The 20,512-nt window shown below is 40.7% G+C and carries 11 protein-coding genes and 2 pseudogenes; 9 read left to right on the forward strand and 4 right to left on the reverse strand.

What is annotated here, in order from left to right:
- Positions 1-28: 28 nt before the first annotated feature.
- The 5 genes and pseudogenes from AB4138_RS07730 to AB4138_RS07750 all read left to right on the forward strand — a co-directional run bounded on the left by AB4138_RS07730 (position 29) and on the right by AB4138_RS07750 (position 6,846).
- A complete protein-coding gene (locus tag AB4138_RS07730) occupies positions 29-1,201 on the forward strand; it encodes a glycosidase (protein WP_050612990.1) in 1,173 nt (390 codons plus the stop codon).
- A 353-nt stretch (positions 1,202-1,554) separates the two neighbouring features.
- On the forward strand, positions 1,555-2,856 hold the full coding sequence (locus AB4138_RS07735; protein WP_050612989.1) for a carbohydrate porin: 1,302 nt from the start codon (positions 1,555-1,557) through the stop codon (positions 2,854-2,856).
- A gap of 123 nt (positions 2,857-2,979) precedes the next feature.
- Entirely contained in the window at positions 2,980-5,004 is a 2,025-nt protein-coding gene (locus AB4138_RS07740; protein ID WP_102370482.1) for a methyl-accepting chemotaxis protein, read from the forward strand.
- A complete protein-coding gene (locus AB4138_RS07745) occupies positions 4,991-6,172 on the forward strand; it encodes a hypothetical protein (RefSeq protein WP_102370481.1) in 1,182 nt (393 codons plus the stop codon). Before AB4138_RS07740 ends, AB4138_RS07745 begins: the two co-directional genes overlap by 14 nt.
- Positions 6,173-6,383: 211 nt before the next feature.
- Positions 6,384-6,846, forward strand: a pseudogene (locus AB4138_RS07750) (prepilin-type N-terminal cleavage/methylation domain-containing protein).
- A 1,189-nt stretch (positions 6,847-8,035) separates the two neighbouring features.
- On the opposite strand, the gene AB4138_RS07755 reads toward AB4138_RS07750, so the two are convergent.
- The 4 genes and pseudogenes from AB4138_RS07755 to AB4138_RS07770 all read right to left on the reverse strand — a co-directional run bounded on the left by AB4138_RS07755 (position 8,036) and on the right by AB4138_RS07770 (position 12,070).
- Positions 8,036-8,287 carry a hypothetical protein gene (locus tag AB4138_RS07755; protein WP_050612985.1) on the reverse strand — a complete coding sequence of 84 codons (252 nt, stop codon included), beginning with the start codon at positions 8,285-8,287 and terminating at the stop codon, positions 8,036-8,038.
- A 209-nt stretch (positions 8,288-8,496) separates the two neighbouring features.
- Positions 8,497-9,096, reverse strand: a pseudogene (locus tag AB4138_RS07760) (tyrosine-type recombinase/integrase).
- A 152-nt stretch (positions 9,097-9,248) separates the two neighbouring features.
- Entirely contained in the window at positions 9,249-10,547 is a 1,299-nt protein-coding gene (locus tag AB4138_RS07765) for an MFS transporter (RefSeq protein ID WP_372305521.1), read from the reverse strand.
- Between the two features lie 491 nt (positions 10,548-11,038).
- Positions 11,039-12,070: an IS110 family transposase gene (locus AB4138_RS07770; protein WP_010429930.1), complete on the reverse strand. Its 1,032-nt coding sequence runs from the start codon at positions 12,068-12,070 to the stop codon at positions 11,039-11,041.
- 396 nt (positions 12,071-12,466) lie between these two features.
- Here AB4138_RS07770 and AB4138_RS07775 point away from each other — a divergent pair, with 396 nt between their 5' ends.
- The 4 genes from AB4138_RS07775 (at position 12,467) to AB4138_RS07790 (ending at position 20,066) form a co-directional block, all read left to right on the forward strand.
- Complete coding sequence (locus tag AB4138_RS07775) at positions 12,467-15,139, forward strand: TrlF family AAA-like ATPase (RefSeq protein WP_102397178.1); 2,673 nt, start codon at positions 12,467-12,469, stop codon at positions 15,137-15,139.
- Between the two features lie 310 nt (positions 15,140-15,449).
- A complete protein-coding gene (locus AB4138_RS07780) occupies positions 15,450-15,992 on the forward strand; it encodes a hypothetical protein (RefSeq protein ID WP_102397177.1) in 543 nt (180 codons plus the stop codon).
- A gap of 39 nt (positions 15,993-16,031) precedes the next feature.
- Positions 16,032-16,889: a hypothetical protein gene (locus AB4138_RS07785; protein WP_372305524.1), complete on the forward strand. Its 858-nt coding sequence runs from the start codon at positions 16,032-16,034 to the stop codon at positions 16,887-16,889.
- Positions 16,890-17,756: 867 nt separating this feature from the next.
- Positions 17,757-20,066 carry a molybdopterin-dependent oxidoreductase gene (locus tag AB4138_RS07790; RefSeq protein ID WP_102370553.1) on the forward strand — a complete coding sequence of 770 codons (2,310 nt, stop codon included), beginning with the start codon at positions 17,757-17,759 and terminating at the stop codon, positions 20,064-20,066.
- Positions 20,067-20,512: the final 446 nt, after the last annotated feature.

Here is a 20,512-nt window from a genome sequence, read left to right on the forward strand (position 1 = left end):
AGCGCTTGCTCTTTATTAGGTAGTTAATATGTCTAATTTTGAATCTCGCCTTGCCGCTCTGAACGAAGAGTTCAGAGGTAATACTGAATATAAAAATGCACCAGTCCTGCCTGGTAATGGTATTTTTCTGCGTTATGAAAAGCCTGTACTAACTGCAGACCACGCCCCACTATTTTGGCGCTACGATCTGAATCCAGAAGCAAATCCGTTCCTAATGGAGCGTCTAGGCATTAATGCTGTCCTTAATCCTGGGGCAATTGAGCTTGATGGTAAGTTCTACTTGGTTGCACGTGTTGAAGGTGATGATCGCAAATCATTTTTTGCTGTTGCAGAATCTGATAATGGCGTTGATGGTTTCCAATTTTGGGATGAACCTTGTGTCATTCCTGAAACAGAGAATCCGGATACAAACGTCTACGATATGCGTTTGGTTAAGCATGAAGATGGTTATATTTACGGATTATTTTGTACCGAGCGTAAAGACCCAGATGCACCAAATGGCGACGAGTCTGCGGCAGTTGCACAATGTGGTATCGTTCGCACTACTGATCTAAAAACATGGGAGCGCCTTGCAGATCTTAAAACGAATTCAGCTCAGCAGCGTAACGTTGTACTTCACCCTGAGTTTATTAATGGTAAGTACGCGCTTTATACTCGCCCTCAAGATAGCTTTATTGAAGCTGGCTCTGGTGGTGGTATTGGTATGGGTTTTGCGGACAGCATGGATCATGCAGTTGTCGACTTAGAGCACGTTATTGATCCTAAAACTTATCACACCATTAAAGAGTCTAAAAATGGCCAAGGTCCGGCCCCAATCAAAACAGATAAAGGTTGGTTACACATAGCTCACGGTGTACGAAATACGGCTGCTGGTTTGCGCTATGTACTTTACTCGTTCATGACTGGTCTGAATGATCCTCTGAAAGTGACGCATCGACCAAGTGGTTACTTCCTAGCTCCTGAGGGTGAAGAACGTGTTGGTGATGTGTCAAATGTCGTTTTCTCGAATGGCTTGATTGCTCGCGAAAATGGTGATGTCTTTATCTATTACGCTTCGTCTGATACTCGTTGTCACGTGCTAACAACGACGGTCGATCAGCTTGTCGATTATGTTATAAATACACCTGAAGATCCTCTTACTTCCGCAGCTTGTGTAGCACAGCGAATTGATTTGATTAAATCAAACAGAGCCTTCCTTTAGTATTTTTAGTGTTAATCCCTTCAAGCACCCTAATTAGGGTGCTTTTTTATTTGGCGAATATCGAAACGTTATTTTTATTTCAAAGAATAAGTTTTTTGTGAACCTTGTCTGTTTAGCGTTCATTTCTTGTTAGTTTTGCGTCATTACTCCCAATAAATCACTGAAATAACGTAATCAAGATCTCAAATTAAGATCAAATAGAGACTGATAATATAAAATGGTGATCTAAATCGTAACGTTATTATTTTTAATTTTGATATATTGGCTCCGAGACAAAAAATCCTTAATCCATAAGGGATTTATGGGTTGAGAAGGCAATACATACCTTACTGTAACGATAAGAAGAAAATATTATGAAATTAAATACTCTTACTAAAAGCATCGCGTTAGGACTTGCAGTGTGTTCCGTTCCTGCTTTAGCTCTTGAAACCACTGCTGAAATGCATGGTTATATTAAAGCAGGTCTATTGGCAAACGCTGATGGTACTCGCGCCAACTCTGTAGGATTGTTAACAGACTATGGTAAATGGCGCTTAGGTAATGAGCAGAATACTAAAATCGAACTTTTGCCAACTTTGAAAATGACTACCGATGATGGTACTTGGGCAAAAGCGCGAGTTAACCTTACGCATGAGACGAACTGTACTTCTGATTGGAATTGTGTGGATGGCGATGGGCATGATATCCAGTTCCGTGAAGGCTTTGTGGAAATGGGCGGCTTTGATTTTGCGCCAGAATCCGTTTTCTGGGCAGGTAAGCGTTACAGTTCTTCAAACACATCATCTCATCAGTTTGACTGGGAATACATACAATACAATGGTACTGGTGGTGGTATCGATAAGATTGATCTTGGTTTCGCTAAGATGGACATTGGCGTATATGCATTTCTGCCAAGCGATCGAAATGGTGAAGAGCCAGTAGATGGTACTGTTCAAGGTTACTCAGATGATTTCTCTCTTAATGTTTGGTTTAAGCAAATCGCAGGGTCGCAACTTGATGTTCAGTTGGTTGCTCATACGATGGAAGAGCACTCTTGGCATAAAGGCGCTGCTACTAATGGTGTAGGTGTTACAGCGTTATATAACTTTGATGGCTTTTACAATTTAGCAAATGGTTTCTCTCGTATGACACTTCAGTATGGTGAAGGGTTAGCTGCAGGGGATTCTTTAGGGAAAAACGGTTGGGGTTTTGCTAACTCGGAAGATACCAAATCATCACGCGTAGTTTTTGATGGTGTGGTGAACCTGAGTGAATCTTGGGAACTGTCAACATTCGCATTCTATCAAACGGATAGTGACTATGCTCCATGGAGTGACTGGTCAAACGCTGCAACAAAAGGCTACGATCGTGACGTATTTGCAATAGGTGTGCGTCCACATAATCAAATTACCAAAAATTTTGCGATGCAGTACGAAATCGGTTACGAGAACGTCAGTGAAGATAAAGTAGATGGTGCTGACGGCGGTTTATATAAAGTAACAGTAGCTCCAACATTAATGCTAGAAAGTGGTTTCTGGGCTCGTCCTCAAATTCGTGCGTTTGTTACTTATGCTCAATGGGATGATGAAGCTTCTAGTAAAGTAGATTCTGGTTATACGCGAGATGGTCAAACTGACACTCTAAACTTTGGTGTTCAAGCGGAAGTTTGGTTCTAACTACAACTCGCCATCAACTTGAAAAGTGAGAGTTGTATAGCTCTCACTTTTTTTGTCACTTTCTTTACTTTAGCGACATTTATTTCGCTATCTCAAGCTAACGCCAAGGTGTTCGAGGTGTTCATGAAAGTTGTTACCCAAATAGTATTAGCGTTTGTTGCTGTCCTTATAGGTTTTGGGCTTGCGAACGTGATTGTCCACCAAAAAGCTACATTTTCTAAACAAGAAATAACTAAGGCTATTGAGGAGTCACAGCATATCGCTGATATTGCTTCTGACCTAAGACAAAGATTTACTCAGTTCGATACGTTAGTCGCTCAACTAGGGAGTAGTGAGCTAATAGAGCAATTTAACGATCTTTCTGTAAAAGCTGACAGAGAATATAAAGAGTTTCGTAACGTAGTAAGTGGGTCGAGTAACCAATTACAACTACTCGATGTAAAAGGTTTGGATCAGGAAGTTCTGCATGAATTAGGTGATTTACTATTGGAAATGGAGTCAATCTATCGCCAGTTAATTATAAAACAAGATCACATCTATGCCCAAAGGAATGAGCTTGAGAGCCTGACATCAGCTTCAGACTTTCTTCTGAAGAAGGCTGTTAGGTATGTACAAAACGACGACTACTTAATTCAAGATATTGAAAGTGTTATTGAAAAACGCTCAACACTAATCGCACTGAGTAATCGAATTTTATTTGAGAATGGTTATAAAAAAGCAGAGGGTATAGCTAAACAAATTGAGATGCTGGGAGAAGAGGTCAATGATGACTTATCGTACTTAGCTAGTGAAATTCCCTTGTTAGCGACTGAGAGGGATTTTGCCCCATTTAATGAAAAAATTGTAAAAATACTGTATTCCAAACAGAGCTTATCTTCTACACAGCTTGAAATTATAAGATTAGTTGAGAGTTTGGATATCAAGAAACAGTCTTACGAACTCTTATCCAAACGAGTTTTAGGCGTTCTCAACGCACTCAATAACTCTGTTAAAGAAACCAGCGAACTAACACGTGACCGCATCGTTTCAACATTAGATACTATTGTTATTACACAAAATATAGCCGTATTTATGTGCTGTTTAGGTGTATGTTTCGTCGCTTATTTTTTAGTTAAACGTATCACTAGTCCTATTCAATATGTTCTTGGCATTTTAGAAGAAATGGTTCATGGCAACTACAGCCAATCAGTAAAAACTACAGGGTGGTCATCTGAGTTTCAAATCTTAACAGAAAGAATTGAGGATGTTATTCGAGCGAATGAATCGTTAATAAACAACGTCAAGACCGCGAGTTTAGACATTAAATCTCAAAGCCAAGAGAACTCACAAGCTGTCCATATCGTGGCAACGAGTGGTATCGAGCAAAAGTCAATGATGGCTCAAATTTCGACAGCAGTAGAGGAGTTGGACAATATTACGCGTAAGACAACTTTGTCTGTAGAGCAGTCTTCGGCCCATACCGAAGAGGTGAGAAGAATTGTCGGTGAAACTTTCAACGTCGTTGGTAATAATGTTGAAGGAAATAACACGCTTAGAACGTTGATCACCGATAGTACCGAAAACATCACACGTGTTGCTGAAAGATCAGAAGAAATAAACAAAATTATCAGTGTTATAGATGAAATTGCGAATCAAACCAATTTGCTCGCTTTAAATGCTGCCATCGAATCTGCTAGGGCTGGTGAATACGGTCGAGGCTTTGCTGTTGTATCTGATGAAGTACGAAACTTAGCCCATCGAACCACTGACTCTACTCAACAGATTCAAACAATGATAGAAAATTTGCAATGTGCGACAAAAGAGGCGGTAGATAGCATGTCAATGTGTGAGAAACAAATGACAACAAACCTAGTTTTCATCGATGAAACTAAGATTGCAATGAATCAAATTGAACTTAATATGAGTGGTTTGGCGGATGAAAGTTGCGTTGTTTTCACTTCGGCTCAAGAGCAATCTGTGTCTTGCAGCCAAATATCTACGGCAGTTAGTACGATATTGAGTGAGATAGAAGAAAGCGTTAGTAATCTCGAGAAAGTAAGCCAAAACAGCCAACACTTAGTTTCGCTGACTGCGAAGCAACAAGAGGAAGTTGCTTGGTTTCGAACGAACTGTGAACCATCAAGAATAGATAACAATGCTAGAAATTAAAGGAGTGGTGAAGCATGCAAGCTGGGGAGGTCTTCATCATATACCTCTAATGACTTCCCAAAATCATTCCAATATTAAGTGCTCAGAGTACCTGTTCACTGGTACTCCCTCTGATACTGTTAGATTGATTGACAGTTCTAATTTTTGTGATTGGCTTAAAGCGGCCCCCGAGATTCGTCTAGGTGTTCCTGGGGTAGAGGCATTTGGGTGTAATCTACCATTCTCAATAAAGCTTGTTGATGTAAATATACCTCGGCCTGTATGTTTATATCCCGGGCCTCTCGATATAGAGGTTGACCGCAATAGCCAAACACGAACATTACGTAGCGGGAAAGAAAAAAATCACTTGGATGCTGCAGGTCAAAAAAACGTTATTATAGCCGTCTCAGAAGTGGTGTTGCTATCCGGTTTTTTATCTAAAAAAGCGATTCTCGAAAAGTTAAGCTGCTCTGATATGTTTTCAGAAATTCGAGATGTTTTTAAAAAATTTGGATTAAAGGGTGGGCTGTCATTTATCTTAAAAATTGACGAGTCATTTGCCACCTATCTGATTAAAAGGGTTTACGAGGCTTACAGGTCTCGGTTTGAAAATAGCGAAATTTCAACTCAAGACAATCTGTATTGGTTTTTAGAAAGCGTTAAATATCGTTTGGCTATTGGAGAGAAATTAAGATCTGATATTTTTTTAATGCTGTTTATGAAAGTACAGAGAGTAAAGCCGAGAGACGTTGTTTATATTGAATCTGGTTGTGCTTTTACTGTTCTTAATGGGTTCTATTTTGAGTTTTCTTCACCATTAAGCAACACTATAACCCCTACCTCTCAAAGTTCACATTGGCCGGTGGAGTTTTTGAAGCAGGTCGACGTAAGTAAAGGTATATCATTTCCCCTTGTTCCTGAAATGACGGACGAAAGGACAGCTGATTATCGAGTAGAAGGTTGTTTTTTAAAAGTCACCAGTTTTAAACTCATAGCTGAGGAATTGCTAACTATTCCGAATCAGGAGTTTCCGAGCCTTTGGATCGTCGTTAAAGGAGAGGTTATGTTTAATACCCAACAGCACTATTCATACACAGGTTCAGCACTATATCAGCGGCCCCAAGAATTCAATACTCTAGTTTCAACTCATGAAAGCTTCGTGTATCGTTTTAGTGTACAAGTAGATTGATAGATCAACAACTACAGATCGCAATCACTGAAATACGCACAATGTAGTAGTTGCCTGGTCCGCACTGTTGTATCGTTGGTAGCGAGTAAACCCACTTTAAGCTTAACCAGTTCCATTTTCTCTAGCTCGGAATAAGGGGTACCACCAATACTAGCTGCGGATAGCATTTTTGATTTGGTGGTTGCTTATAAAGCATTCAGGGTGATGTATTTTGAAAAAACTAATCGGATTCACTCTTATTGAGTTAGTTATAGTCATCGTTGTGATCGGCATTCTTGCTGTAACGGTTGCTCCTCGGTTTCTAAATATTCAGAATGATTCCCGCCTTTCTGCGATGAAAGGGTTAGAGTCGAATTTAGAAACTGCGAATAATATTACTTATTGAGCAACTGGAAAATGAAGAAGAAGCTGAGCTTGCTTCTGGCGTAGAAGTTCATTGGGGATATCCAAAAGATACTCAAAGAAATTTAAAGCGAGTTATTAATATTGATGAAAGTTCCGACTGGATGCTGTCTGGCTCAAACCCTGTTATTTTTACTTTTTTCAATCAAACCAATGATATGAACGTTGAAGAGATAAAATCGAATACGACTATATGTAAACTCACTTACAAGGAAGCAAATAAAGGGGAAAGACCTACGATTACTATCTCCGGTATAAGCTGTAAGGAATAACACAGACCATGAATAAATATGCGAATTTTCTATGATTTTAAGAAAAACACAGTCCCAGTACCGTTAAGGCACTTCCTCTAAATTAAACTACGTATCATTGTTTAACTTACTCCGACATGTCGCTACAGGTTTACTGGATAATAAGCACTATTTTACGATACCTAAAAAATCAACCTTGTAACGTACAAAGTACCACCTCACGCAAACTTTTAAATAAATAAAAAATACTGCATTTCATAAAAGACAAGTCGGGCTATAGTTAATGAGCTAGCTAGGCATTAATTAGCTTAAATCTACGCAAAAGGACCTTGCCGAGAAATGAGTGGTCCAAGTTGTATCTCATTTTTTAATTCCCCCTTAAAACCTTAAAATTTTGGTGTCAGAGATAGGCCTCAGAAGCTTTCAAATGCTTTTGCGAATATTTTGGACACTTGAGTATGTTTCTATCAGTCCCCTTCATTTCATAGACTTACGAGGGACATGCATATCTTCAGAGAATCCATTCACTTTCCCGTTGATCATCTTTTTTACTTAGTAGCCCACTCTGTAGTGGGGTTATATAAGTAAATTAGTAGCGAGAGCTTGGAGACGTTTCCCCAGGAAGTAGTGAGTACCAATAGGCCCACATAGAAAATCTTAAAAAACTTCACTTCTGTATTGAGGGGGAGTTTTAATGAAGGTGTATCAATGCTTATCGATATTGAATGTTTCAGGAGCAATAACTGAAGCCACTCTAACAATACTTGCATTTTTATGAGACGCGACAAGGCCGGCAATTTCTCGACCAATTCTTTTAAACTTTTTAGTCTAAAAAGAAAGAACATTCACTTTTCTGGTCGAGATTATACTCAAATCCTAACTTCGACCAAAAGGATAAATTAATAGAGTGCTGTGTTCGACCAGGATAATTAAACCTTTTAGTCGAGTGACTATTTGAATTGACCTCTTTGGTCAGAGGCGTGATAGCTATGAACTGCGTTAGCTTGTTTCTTTGAGGAAGTAAGCTTGCTGCATTCGGTTCTTAGCTTTACGCTAATAGCGAGAGCCTCGGTTATCCCTGCTTTATTCTTTGAGTAGCTATTTACTGTCTGGACAGAAGTAATGGTATCAATTTGAATCTAGCGTAATTGGAAAGCAGCCCACCGAGGACATACGATAAGCCTAAGGTACTCTCCCTCTCATATTTGGTTTAAAATGGGAAGTGATCTTCTTCATACCCTTCAGCCCAAGTTACTAGCTTTTCAAGCTCATCACCTTCGGGTGTGCCTGGTTCAGCCACATCAAACAAGGACTCAATTCTTTTCAAAACGGCTTTATAGTCGCTTTCTGAGGGTTCTAGTCCCACTTCATTTAATGAAACTGTAGCAAGCCCATCAGCGTGGGCAGTATTAGGTGTAATACCCTCAAGCAGTTCTTTTTCTGATAGCTTTTTCTTCCTCATAAGTCGTTTCTCGATTCAAAAATGACATTAGATAGTTTATAGCATGATGGACTACTAACCGTAATGTAGAACATTATTCAAATAAATATCATGTTAGTTTTGTGCGTTCTAAACACGTCTTGGAGCAAAATTAGCTCGTTTCGCAGGTTGCGAATCGCACCCTGCGAACCGAATTTCTAGTACAAAAAGCCTGTTGCAGATCCTGTTTGTCAACAGTCTGCTTTCTCAGACGCTCTAAGAGCGTCTTCTAGCTCGAATTCAAGGTATCGAATTGTGTTATCTAGTTTCGAGTGCCCAAGCAAGATCTGTACGGCTCTGATATTTTTCGTTCGGGCATACATTAGAGTAGCTTTGGTACGGCGCATGAAATGAGAGCCATAATAGTCAGCATTCAATCTCAGTTTTGCAGCCCAATCTCGAATAATTGAGCGATAGAATGAGTAGCTGATAGGTTGCCCAGGGCGTAGGCTACTCGGGAATAGATAGAAGGCTGCTTGCCTCTAGTGATGCTGCAAAAATCCATCGGTTAATGCTTTGTTGTGTTTTCGGAGTAATCTCATAGTGGACATCGGTACCAGTTTTTTGCTGGATGCACTAAAACCCTTTCATAGATAGCTCCCTGCGATGGAACATCGTAAACGTGTAGCTTTAGCAAATCACTCGCTCTTAACTTACTATTTATAGCTAGGTTCAGTAATGCGATTTGCATAAGATTTTTCAATCTCCAGCCTAGTTCTGATCCGCCAGATCTCTTTAAGCTTAAATGGTCTTTTGATGCCTCTGCATTTTACAGAAGATAACTTTCTCATGATGACCTCATCTCAGTGCTTTTGGTCAATATGAAGTTTGGCAGTCACCTTTAGTAAAGTTCAGGACTATCTCAAACGTTGGTTTCCAGAAGTGTGTTAGCGGGGCGTGTATGGTACACGAAATGCCCTATTCTTTGTTAGCCAAAGCTTGATTAAACCTCTTTGAGTTTCAATGCAATGATTAAGGCTGCGCAGCTACTTACTGAAAATAAGATGATTACCGCCGTTAGATTCCACTGTGCAATGATCGCGCTGATTGCTCCGTATACCAATAAAAGAAGACCAATGACCGTATTACTCACTGACACATAGTCGGTTCTTTGGTTGCCGTCTGCCATATCGATAAGATAAGTCTTCCGCCCTAAACGGACTCCTTGGTGTGTAATTGCGAGCAAAAAATAAATAAGAAGGTAAACAATTAAGACAGTCATCGAAGACAAAGCCGATTCGATTGTCACCTGGAATATAGCCGTGCACAGAAAAATACAAATGGAGAGTGCCGCCGTTAACAAGATCACATAGCGACTGCTGCGATCCGCCAACAATCCCCAAAACCAACCACTAATCAAGTTGGCCATTCCAGTTAAGATCACAAACAGCAGAACGCCACCAAGGTCAGTGTGGGGGGTTGCCAGTAAAACAATAAATGGAGCCGCTAGACTAGAACTCATTAGCAGTGCTCGTACCATCACAAAGCGTTGAAATTGGTTATCGCTACGTAAAAGGTTAAGGTTCTTTAATGCGACTTTAAATCCGTTGCCTGCCCCTTCTGTTGCGCCTTCATACTCAACAATCAACCCAAAACTGACGGCGGCAAACACCCAGAATAGGCTGGCAATCACCAGCATTGTGGCCACAAAATTAATTGAATCATACTGAAAAGCTAGCATGCTGCCAGTGACCAGTAGGGTAATGATGCCCGATAGGCTAGCGCTTAGACCGCCCAATCGGCCTCGTCGAGCTTTAGGAATCGTTTTTCCTTGTACATCTTTGTTGGCAATAGAGCAGAGTCCGCGGCTAAGCGAGAAAGTAATCAGTAATACTATAACCGTCCAGCCAAGCCTAGCGCCGTTGAGCTGGAGCGCAGAGATAGCCATTAAAGCAACAGCAGCTCCCTGTAACAATGATCCGATGACATAAAATTGTTTTCGGAGCTGGAATTGACGAACGATTCCGCCCAATAATAGTTGCGGAATCAGAGATCCAGACTCGCGAATGGGAACTAACAGTGCGGCGAAAAAAGCGGGTGCTCCGGCGGAGGCCAGGAGCCAAGGTAGCACGGCTTTACTGCTGGTGAATGAATCTGCCAGCTTGGTGCTTAGCTGAGCAATTAATATTTTAAAAAAATTACCGGGAACCTCACTGCAAGCTGAGTCAGGTATCCCAGCGCATGCCCGAGCATCTTCTTCGTTTGAGACCCGTTGATAGAGGGTTGTACTATTAAGTTTCATTTATGATCTCCCTAGGCTACTTATTACGGGTAGTAAGGGGCATAAGTTCATTTACAAGCTCAAGTACAACGGCACAAATGCTTAAAATTGATCACGCCTTAAATACTGTGCAAGGCAATGTCAGTTTCTTGAAAGGCAATATCTATATAGATGTGTTCTGCTCCAGTGATTCTGTACACTCGCATGGGCGAGTTTGCCATATTTTGTCAATTTATCTTTTTCTAAATTAGCAAGATCGCAACTCGGAAATGCCCCTTTCCTTATATGGAATCCACGTATTTACAAAGTGATTTTGGCAATAAAAGTTAAGATGCGGTCGTATATTCGGCTTCTTATTGAAGGAGCTACCCTCTAGCCTTTGATGTTTTGCGCACCTACTGTCCTCATCGAGTTAGCAGCTTGGAAAGCATGACGGAAAGGTCAGGTTTTCAGTAGGTTGGTCTTACCTTTTATGCTTCATCATTTTGTAAAATATCACAATTTATTAGTGATTAATCGGTGAGTAAAACTGGTTTGTATTCAGTCTCATACCGAAGCATTGCCCACGCAGTCCGTACCACTTTGTTAGCCAGTGCAATGCAGGCCTTCTTGAAGCCGATACGATCTATGATACTCCTCAACCAAGCATCCTTTTGAGTCTTCGGTTTTTCGGGGAGTCGTCCAACGTAAGACATTGCACCAAGATAGAGAAGGGAGCGTAGCTCCTTCACTCCACCGCACTTATCGATCCCAATCATAAAGACCTTGCCTCCTGAACTGTGTTGTTTGGGTGTAAGACCAACAAACGCTGAAGCTTGTCTTCCATTCTTGAACTGCTTTCCATCACCAAGAGTTGTATAGAGCATTGCAGCAGTTGTTTCACCAACACCTTCAATTTCCATTAATCGTTGGCAAGGTTCTATCTGACGGGTTAAAGCGTTTTTCTCTTTTTCGAATGCAATGAGTTTTGCTTTCAATTCTTTATATTGCTCCCACAACATAGACAGAACGGATACGACATTGGTTGGTATTGATGTTTCTCCATCAAGCACTGTTTGAACTGAAGCTTTTAACCCTTTTTCACCTCTAGAGTTTGCTATACCGTAGCCCAAGATCGTCCCTCGAATGTGAAGCGCTAGGGAAACCACACTGCGAGATAAGAATCTACGGCTGGTTTCTAAAGAATGCATAGATTGTTGTTCTAGTGATTTTGGACGGCTGTACTTAATGCCAATTTGTATTGCGGCGTTAGCGATCGCGAGAGCATCGTTATGATCCGTTTTATGACCCTCTAGGTATCCTTTTACTTTCTTAGGGTTAATGATCCTCACTTCATGCCCAAATTGTTCAGCTAATTGCCCCCAATAGTGACAACCACAGCAACCTTCCATAGCAACAATGGATGACTTTGCTTTAGCTAGGAACTCTTTCGTTTTTTGTCGGCTTAAAGGTTTATTGGAAAGCATTTCACCATGAACACTGATATGACAGACTTGTAGAACATTTTTAGCTAGGTCGATAGCGATAATATTATTGCTCAACATATTGGAACCCTCGTATTTATCTCATTCTCCTAAGTCTAGCTTGGCAAAGGAGGGAGTGGATTCCATACATCATCTTAGTGCTTTTACTCAACAGTCCTTTTCAGTAACGCTTCTAGCCATAGAAAAGGTTATCCGAAAGTCTTATAAGTCTCCCAATAACCGAATGAGCTTTTCATGTCACGCGAGCATCATAAATTGTTAGGTTTTCAGACTAACTCTAGGAGCTACCGTACTTTTGCCATGCCCATCATCCCCTCTTTATTGATATAAACATCCCTTAACGAGTGATTTTTGATGCATCTGGATTAATGAAACTGACATTTAGATCACTGTTGGCAAATTGAGATGCAAATACAATTAGTTTCAATGTTACTAGACACCTAAAAGTAGATCTCAATGATAGGCTCAACATGGAACAAATGGGACTTACACATACATAGCCCACTAACACATCAAAACAATCAATTCGGTGGCGCAACTCTGGATGAGTACTCCGCTCAGTTGTTCGAACAAGGATTATCTTTCGTCGGCATAACCAATTACTTTTTCTTTGCTGACAATGAGCTTGAGCAGGTTAGAGAAGCGATTAACCGCAATGGTTACAACATAAAAGTTCTTGGAAACTTAGAGTTTCGAATCTCGCAGCCAAACAAGGACAATGAGTTTATCAACATTCACTGTGTTTTTGCCGAGCACCTATCTACGGCTGAAATAAACGGTGTTATGTCTAAGCTCCGACTAAAAAATACGACTGACGCCGGAAATGCGATTTACTGTGAGCAAGAAAGCCTAAAGCGAAATGGGGTAAAGGTAGAGGAAGTCTTTATTGATTATGAAGTGCTACAAGTGCACCTATCGCAAAACTTGCGCCGTGGTATCGACTATCTAATGGTTGCTTGTCCAAATGGGTATGGGGGATTCAGACCTGATAGAAAGGATGGACGCTCAGTAGCTATAGCAAAGGAAATAGATAAGTTTGGAGACTTGATTTTTGGATCGACTGAAATGGATCGAAAGTTCTTCTTATCTGACAGAAACGCAAATCTTCCACCAAAACCAGTATTTTCATGCTCTGACGCTCATTCAATGCAGGGTATTGGGGCTCAATACTCTTGGGTAAAAGCAAAGCCAACTTTTGAAGGGCTGAGACAAGTATTGATAGAGCCAGAAGAACGCATTCAAATCGTAGATGACTTCGTAGATAGAAGCTTTATCAAACCTCACTTCCAATCAATATCACTTAATGGCAGACTCTTCCCTGATCAACCTTTACAGTTTAAAAAAACAACTCTGCCACTCAATCCAAATATGGCAGCAATCATCGGTGGTCGGGGTACAGGGAAAAGTATTCTACTGGACTCTATTCGATCTAAGTTCCCAAACAACCCTGCCTCGGCTGGTTTGAGAAATGTAGAAGCAGATGGCTTGTCGATCACGTTTAACCAAGGTGATGGCTCCACCATACAGTTCGATCGACCTGAAAATGTTTACTCATACCTCCATGTTAGCCAAGGTGACATACAATATGTTAGTCAAAAGCCAGATGAGCTGAGCGATGAGATAAAGCGTATGCTAGGTCTTCGTGATGCTATGTTTGACCAATCAAAAACTTTATCTATACAAGATTGCTTAGCCAAATACAGAGCATTCATTGACTATAGAAACACGACAGACTCCCATGGCAATACTGTAAATACTGAGCAGTACCAAGAGGGCGTTATCAAATACAATACAGACCTGATAAAAACTCTTACAAGTCCTCAAAACAAAGGATTAATAGAACGATACCAGCTCAACATTCAAAACATAAACCTAATAAATCAGTTTATAGTGCAATGTAATCAGGCGGTAAAAAGCATAACGCAAGCTGTCGATCCCCTAAACATATCGATAGGTCAGATTAACACTAACCCACAGCTCACAAACCCTGTACCTATCTTGGACTATACACCAACGGTACAAGCTCTTCAGACTAACATAGATCTAGCTAATAAAAACCTAAGCACTTTGTCTGGGGAAAATACCGCTATCATTGAAGAGTTCAAAAAACAGGGAATCAACCAAGATATAGCTTCCCTATTAACTAAAGTAAATGAGTGCCAAACTCAAATTGATTTAGCTAACAACAAGCAGGCTGAGATAAAAGAAAAAAATGCTCAGTACTTCTCTCTTGTAGAAGACAGAAAGGTTTTCGCACAAGCATATAAAAACTATCTCGACACACAGAAAGATGAGATAGACAACGCATTTACTACCTTAGGTATGCCGCAGAAATCATGGAATTATGAACAAAACCAGCTAGTACAAGACATACTAACTGACATCAATATCTATGGCACTGTGTCATTCAACCTAGAGAAGTTTTACGGTGGTCTCCTCAATTGCATCAACAGAGGCAAGTTCCGAGAGACATCAACCCTAACATCTTTGATACGGCTCAATCAGACATTCAATGTCCACAATATTGATGATTTCTTCAAGCTAATAATGAATGAAAAAATCATTACAATTCCAGAGGTTGCTGTTCCTATATCTCTTGAAGATTTCTGCTGGAGGCAAGAGTACTTCAACCAGTCAGGCAGATTTGAGCTACTAGACTATCTATACAAACCAAGCTCGGTACAGGCCTATCTTCATGTGAATGCTGAGTTTAAGTATAAAAACAAGACTGTTGATAAGCTCTCTGTTGGCCAGAGAGGTACATTTTATGTATGCCTCAAGCTAGCAACTGATCCTTTTGGTTCACCATTCATATTTGACCAGCCAGAAGACGATCTAGATAACGACTTCATCATGAAGCAGCTAGTTCCTCTATTCAGAAGAATCAAAAAATATCGCCAAGTGGTTATCGTAACCCACAATGCAAACTTGGTTGTAAACAGCGATGCTGAGCAAGTTATTATAGCCAATAACGAGGATGAAGTTCTTAGCTATCAAGCTGGGGCAGTTGAAGATGGCCATTTAAGTGCTTCCAATAGTATTCGAACTCGTGTGTGTGAGATTCTCGAAGGTGGTGGTTATGCATTCGAGCAGCGCGAGAAAAAATATGGTTTAACAATTGGACGATAAGCAACACAGTGAGCCAGTAGAGCGGGCTTGCCCTCGCTCTACTGTAATTGACTTAACCATGAACGCAGTAGGAAATGGCTCTTTGAATCACCATTAGTTCTTTAGATAACTTAAAGTCCGGATAAACTTATCAGAAAGAGGCCTGCTATCCGTATAAGTCTAAACTATGCTTCATTTACAAATCTGATTCCTCACTTCGCCTTGCTAACCTATTGATTATCAATTGAACTGCTGAGTGAAAGACGGCATCATAGCAGAATAGATATCGGCTTATAACCGTATAGAAAGTGTTAAATTCAATGAGGTTCAGATGTCAGGAATTGATTGGGCAACAGTCTCTACCAGCCTTCTTACATCGGGAGGTGCTGTTCTTGCGGTATATAAATTCTGGTTTCAAAGAAGATTAGAAGATCACAAAAGAAAACTAGAAAATAATAGCAAGTTATTTGAAATCGAGCTTGAGCTACTCAAAGAAGTCGGTGTAATCAATATCAAGGCTCAGAAATCACAATTAAACATTCCTGCTCAGCCACCCTTGCATGAAGCATTTGCAAGTAAGCACTGTGAGTATATCGGTGACCTAAGTGGTGTGAATGAAAGTTATGCATTTGTATTAACTCCAACCTTGCGTCAAAAACTACAAAAGCTGATCGGAAAATTGGAGAGTTACTCTGATACTATAGATTCTTGTAAATCACGAAATACTGCCTACGAAAGGGGAAAATACTGTGTTTACGAAAATTTCAGTGAAGAACAGATCCGAGAAACTAAATTGGTTATGAAAGAAATTGATGCATTCTTTCAGCTCCTGCAACGTCAGGTGTTCAAGAGCGCAGGAAGAAATGAAATTTAAGCGTTTATGAGTAATTTTCAACGCTTGAGAGAAGCTTAGATGAAGAAAATTTTCAAATTAAAGCAATGGTTAAGCATCGATGATGTTGCTAGAAGATTATCTTATATCTGTGAAGAAGATGTATCAGATAAAGATATCATTCAACTATGCATTGATGGAGAACTTGATATCTGTTGGCTTGTGCGACATGGCTGGGCTCGAGAAGCCGCAATGTATACAAGTCTTATTGGAGGATGGTTTTTAGAAAATATAACACAAGATGTGACACATAAGTCACAGTTAGATTACACACTTGATGAATTAATGACTAATTACCTTTGTGGACCAAAGGCCATTAGCCTTTCTATTGGTTCATTATCAGAGCCTTTCCGCATTGAAGGCCCTCTCAAGATACAGTTGAACACTGGCATTTTTAAAGATCATTTATTGTCCTTTATTACAGGGACAGATTCGGAGTTAGTTAACCTCGAAGGGTGCTTATTATTAGATTCAGAAGGACGGTATGTTCAGCCTGTTGACTTTTTACCTACTACTGATGGTGAGGCCGTATTTGATCGACTCGCTGAAAGAGCTTATCCCACGGATGATTTACCGGAATTTAATGAGTTAGTTGTACTACGTAAGGACTTGGAGGTCCTTGAGCAAAAGATAACAGAGCCAGAAAAAAGACTATTGAGAACACCTGAAGATACTTTAGTCTCTAGTTTGGGTTTAATGGCGTTAATACTTAGTGAACAATCTCCAAAGTATAAAAAAGGAACAACGGCCAACTGTAGTCAAATTGCTCAAGATATCAGTAAATTGGCAGCTAGGCATGGTGTGGAGCTAGACAAGGTATCAAACCTAAACAGAGATATTTCAGCTGCATTAAAATCACTTAAAAAATGGCAGCCATAAATAATTTCGGCTAGCCACCAAAAAGCCACATGAGTTCTGCACTATTGGGTTACTTAGTAAGAAGGAGTAACCTAATGAAAGTAAACTGGAAATCGACACTCATCTACATTCTTATATCAGTAGAACTTTATGTAGAAATTCGTTTTGATGACATGGTTTTTATATTTGGTACGAGCCTTACGAAATAATTCAGTAAGCAAAGCAGTCAAGGTGATGCGTTACACTCGCCGGTTTTGGTGCGGAGTTCAGTGTGCTTTGCTAGTACGGTGGGGCACACCTTATTACAGGCGTTATAACCCTAGGAGATTACTGTTCTGTGCCAACAAAACTGAACACTAAATTGAGTGACTTTCCATACCTGTAATTATTCATAACTTTCTAATATTCAATGTTCCGAAACTTATTTCTGTCCAAAAGTGTCCCAGCTCCTCAATCAGCAAGGTTCTGGACAAAAGTTTATCAACGACTTTGCTATCAAAAACAGTCATCAGACCGCCTAAAATGCTTTAAGCGGACATCTTGGACGCAATATATACTATACGCTTTGAAAGTTTGTGACGCTTTCAAAGCGATTTACAGGGCAAAAATCATCGAATTCGTTTGAGCTAAGAACAACACTATGACGGTCATTTACCGGACTTTGTGAGTTTTGGGTGTCAGATTAGTTATATGTGGTCAAAATCCACCTGACCGAGAACGTGGGCTTATTGATAATAACGTATTCTTAAATATCCTGAATGAGATCTGGAACAATCGGGTTCCACAGGGGTAAACTTCAGCCAAAGGCTACTGTTTGGCACCTATGACAAGCGTTGATCGCCAACACAGCGGTGATGCGATGTTCTTATCACTTAACTAAGTAACAATATGACGAAAAAGTACACAACCTCCAGTCACTGGGGAGCAGGGATTGCAGAGGTCAAGGACGGTAAATTAGTTCGCGTCAGTGCACACCCAATCGATACGGATCCTTCTCCTATCAATGACAACATGCACAGCTCTCTTTATGGGTCAGCCAGAATAAAGAAACCAGCTGTTCGTAAAAGCTATCTAGAGAACGGACCACAACATAAAAATAACACAAGGGGTCAAGAACCCTTTGTTGAGGTTTCTTGGGAAACAGCATTTGACCTTATCAGCAATGCTGTTAAGTCAACCTGTAACGAACACGGCAACAAAGCTATATTCGGCGGTTCTTATGGTTGGGGCAGTGCTGGTCGTTTTCATCATGCTCAAAGTCAGCTTAAGCGATTCTTAACCTGTGCTGGTGGATTTGTAAGCAGTGAAGGTAACTACAGCTACAATACTGCACTTATCCTGTTACCACATATTGTCGGTGACTTTAATAAATTGACATCTACTGCTACTCGTTGGTCAACGATTGCCAAAGAGGGCGAGTTGGTTGTTATGTTTGGTGGTGTACCACTTAAGAGCGCTCAAGTTTCTCCTGGTGGTTGCGCTCGTCACCGGTTGAAAGACGAACTACTGGCATGTCGCAAAGCGGGGGTAGAGTTTATTGACATCAATCCGTGTCGCTCAGACTCTCCGGCAGAAATTGAAGCTGAATGGTTGGCTGCAGTTCCTGGCTCTGACTCAGCGATAATGCTGGGACTTGCGCACACCTTGCTTGTTGAAGATCTTCATGACAATGAATTCCTCGACAAATATAGCGTTGGGTTTGATGAAGTTAAGGCGTACCTGCTTGGTGAGAAAGACGGCGTAACTAAAACAGCAGAGTGGGCCAGTGCTTTATCGGAAATCCCGGCTGAACGTATTAAACAACTTGCTCGCCAAATGGCTAAGTCTCGTACCTTTATCTGTACAGCCGCAGGGGTTCAAAGAACTGAGCATGGCGAACAAACGCTTTGGGGAACGATCACTTTAGCTTCTATGCTTGGCCAAATTGGCTTACCTGGTGGTGGCTACGCTATTGCGTATGGGTCTGACGGTGGGATTGGACTAATGCATCGCCCTATTCGTTGGCCTACATTCCCACAGCGCAAAAACAACGTCGATACATTCATTCCGGTGGCGTGTATTTCCGACATGTTGCTCAATCCGGGGGAGGAGTACCAATACAACGGTATGAATTTGACTTACCCGGATGTCCGTATGGTTTGGTGGGCCGGTGGTAATCCATTTCACCATCATCAAGATATTAACCGCTTAGTTGAGGCATTTCAGCAACCTGAAACTATCATAGTTAATGAAATCAACTGGACATCAACAGCAAGGTTTGCAGACATCGTATTGCCAGTAACGACAACATTAGAGCGAGAAGATATCGGTGCTGGATCCCGTGACAACAGCTTAATCCCTATGCCTAGAGTAGTTGAGCCTGTAGGTGAAGCTCGTGATGAGTTTGATATTTTCACAGAAATCGCAAAGCGTTTAGATATCGAAGAGGACTTCACTCAAAACAAGACCTCACGTCAATGGCTTGAGAGCATGTGGCAAAAGCTGATTCCTGAGTCGAAAAATTTAGGTGTTGAACTTCCAGATTTTGATGCGTTTTTGAATGGGGATATTATCGAGTTCGCAGATCCGAGCCCGGAAACCGTGCTGCTTGCGGAATTTAGACAAGACCCTGCCTTGCATCCATTGACTACACCAAGCGGTAAGATCGAGCTCTACAGCGAACGTATTGCCTCGTTTGGATACGAAGATTGCCCAGGACAGTTTACCTGGCTACCTCCGACAGAGTGGTTGAATTCAAAACAAGCGGAAATATTCCCGCTTCATATGATTTCAGGGCAGCCGAAAACAAAACTACATAGCCAACTAGACTCAGGCCGTTACAGCCGAAATGCTAAGATTAAAGGGCGTGAACCAGTGATGATCAACCCGATAGATGCGAAGAATCGAGGAGTTGAAGATGGAGATATCGTAAAAGTTTTTAACGACCGAGGGGCTTGTCTAGCAGGCGTTGTTGTTACTGAAGACATTCGAGAAAGAACCATCTATTTGTGTACGGGTTCATGGTATGACCCGATGAATCCAAGTGAAAAAGGTAGCCTTGATAAGCATAGTAATCCGAATGTTCTCACTCATGATAAACGTACATCGAAATTATCACAAAGTACTGCGGCTCATAGTGCATTAGTCAATATAGAGAAATTCGAAGGCGACTTGCCGGAGATAACTGTATTTGATTCGCCTGAGATGTCTACCGAGTAGCTAAATTCCGCGTTGACTCGTATTATAAAGAGGCTTTTGAGGACTCAAAACAAAAGAGTAGTGAAATACTTGTCTCTTGAGTACAAGCCTGGTTGATCAAGAGACTTAGAGAGTGCATACCTTTAAGGATGGTTTGTAACCTGAACCATCCTTGACGTAACGTTTTTATATCAGCACGACCGGTTCGTTTGGTATTTCTCTAACTCCTTAATCAGGCAATACCGTTGTAAACCTATTATATGACGTGCTTTCTTCGTCTGTTTTTTGCTCTCCAACTTTAACCACATTAGTTTCAATTCTTTACTTTTTAACACCTACTTATAACTGCTCTTAGAGATCTTATTTGACTAATTCATAGATCTCAACTCTCCTTACTCTATGTGCCCCACATAGTCGAGATGTTATCGAACTTTTTTATAGATATTGACGATCTCAGAATATTTACT

The sequence above is a fragment of the Vibrio sp. 10N.286.52.C3 genome, from assembly GCF_041468865.1.
Classification (GTDB): domain Bacteria; phylum Pseudomonadota; class Gammaproteobacteria; order Enterobacterales; family Vibrionaceae; genus Vibrio; species Vibrio crassostreae_C.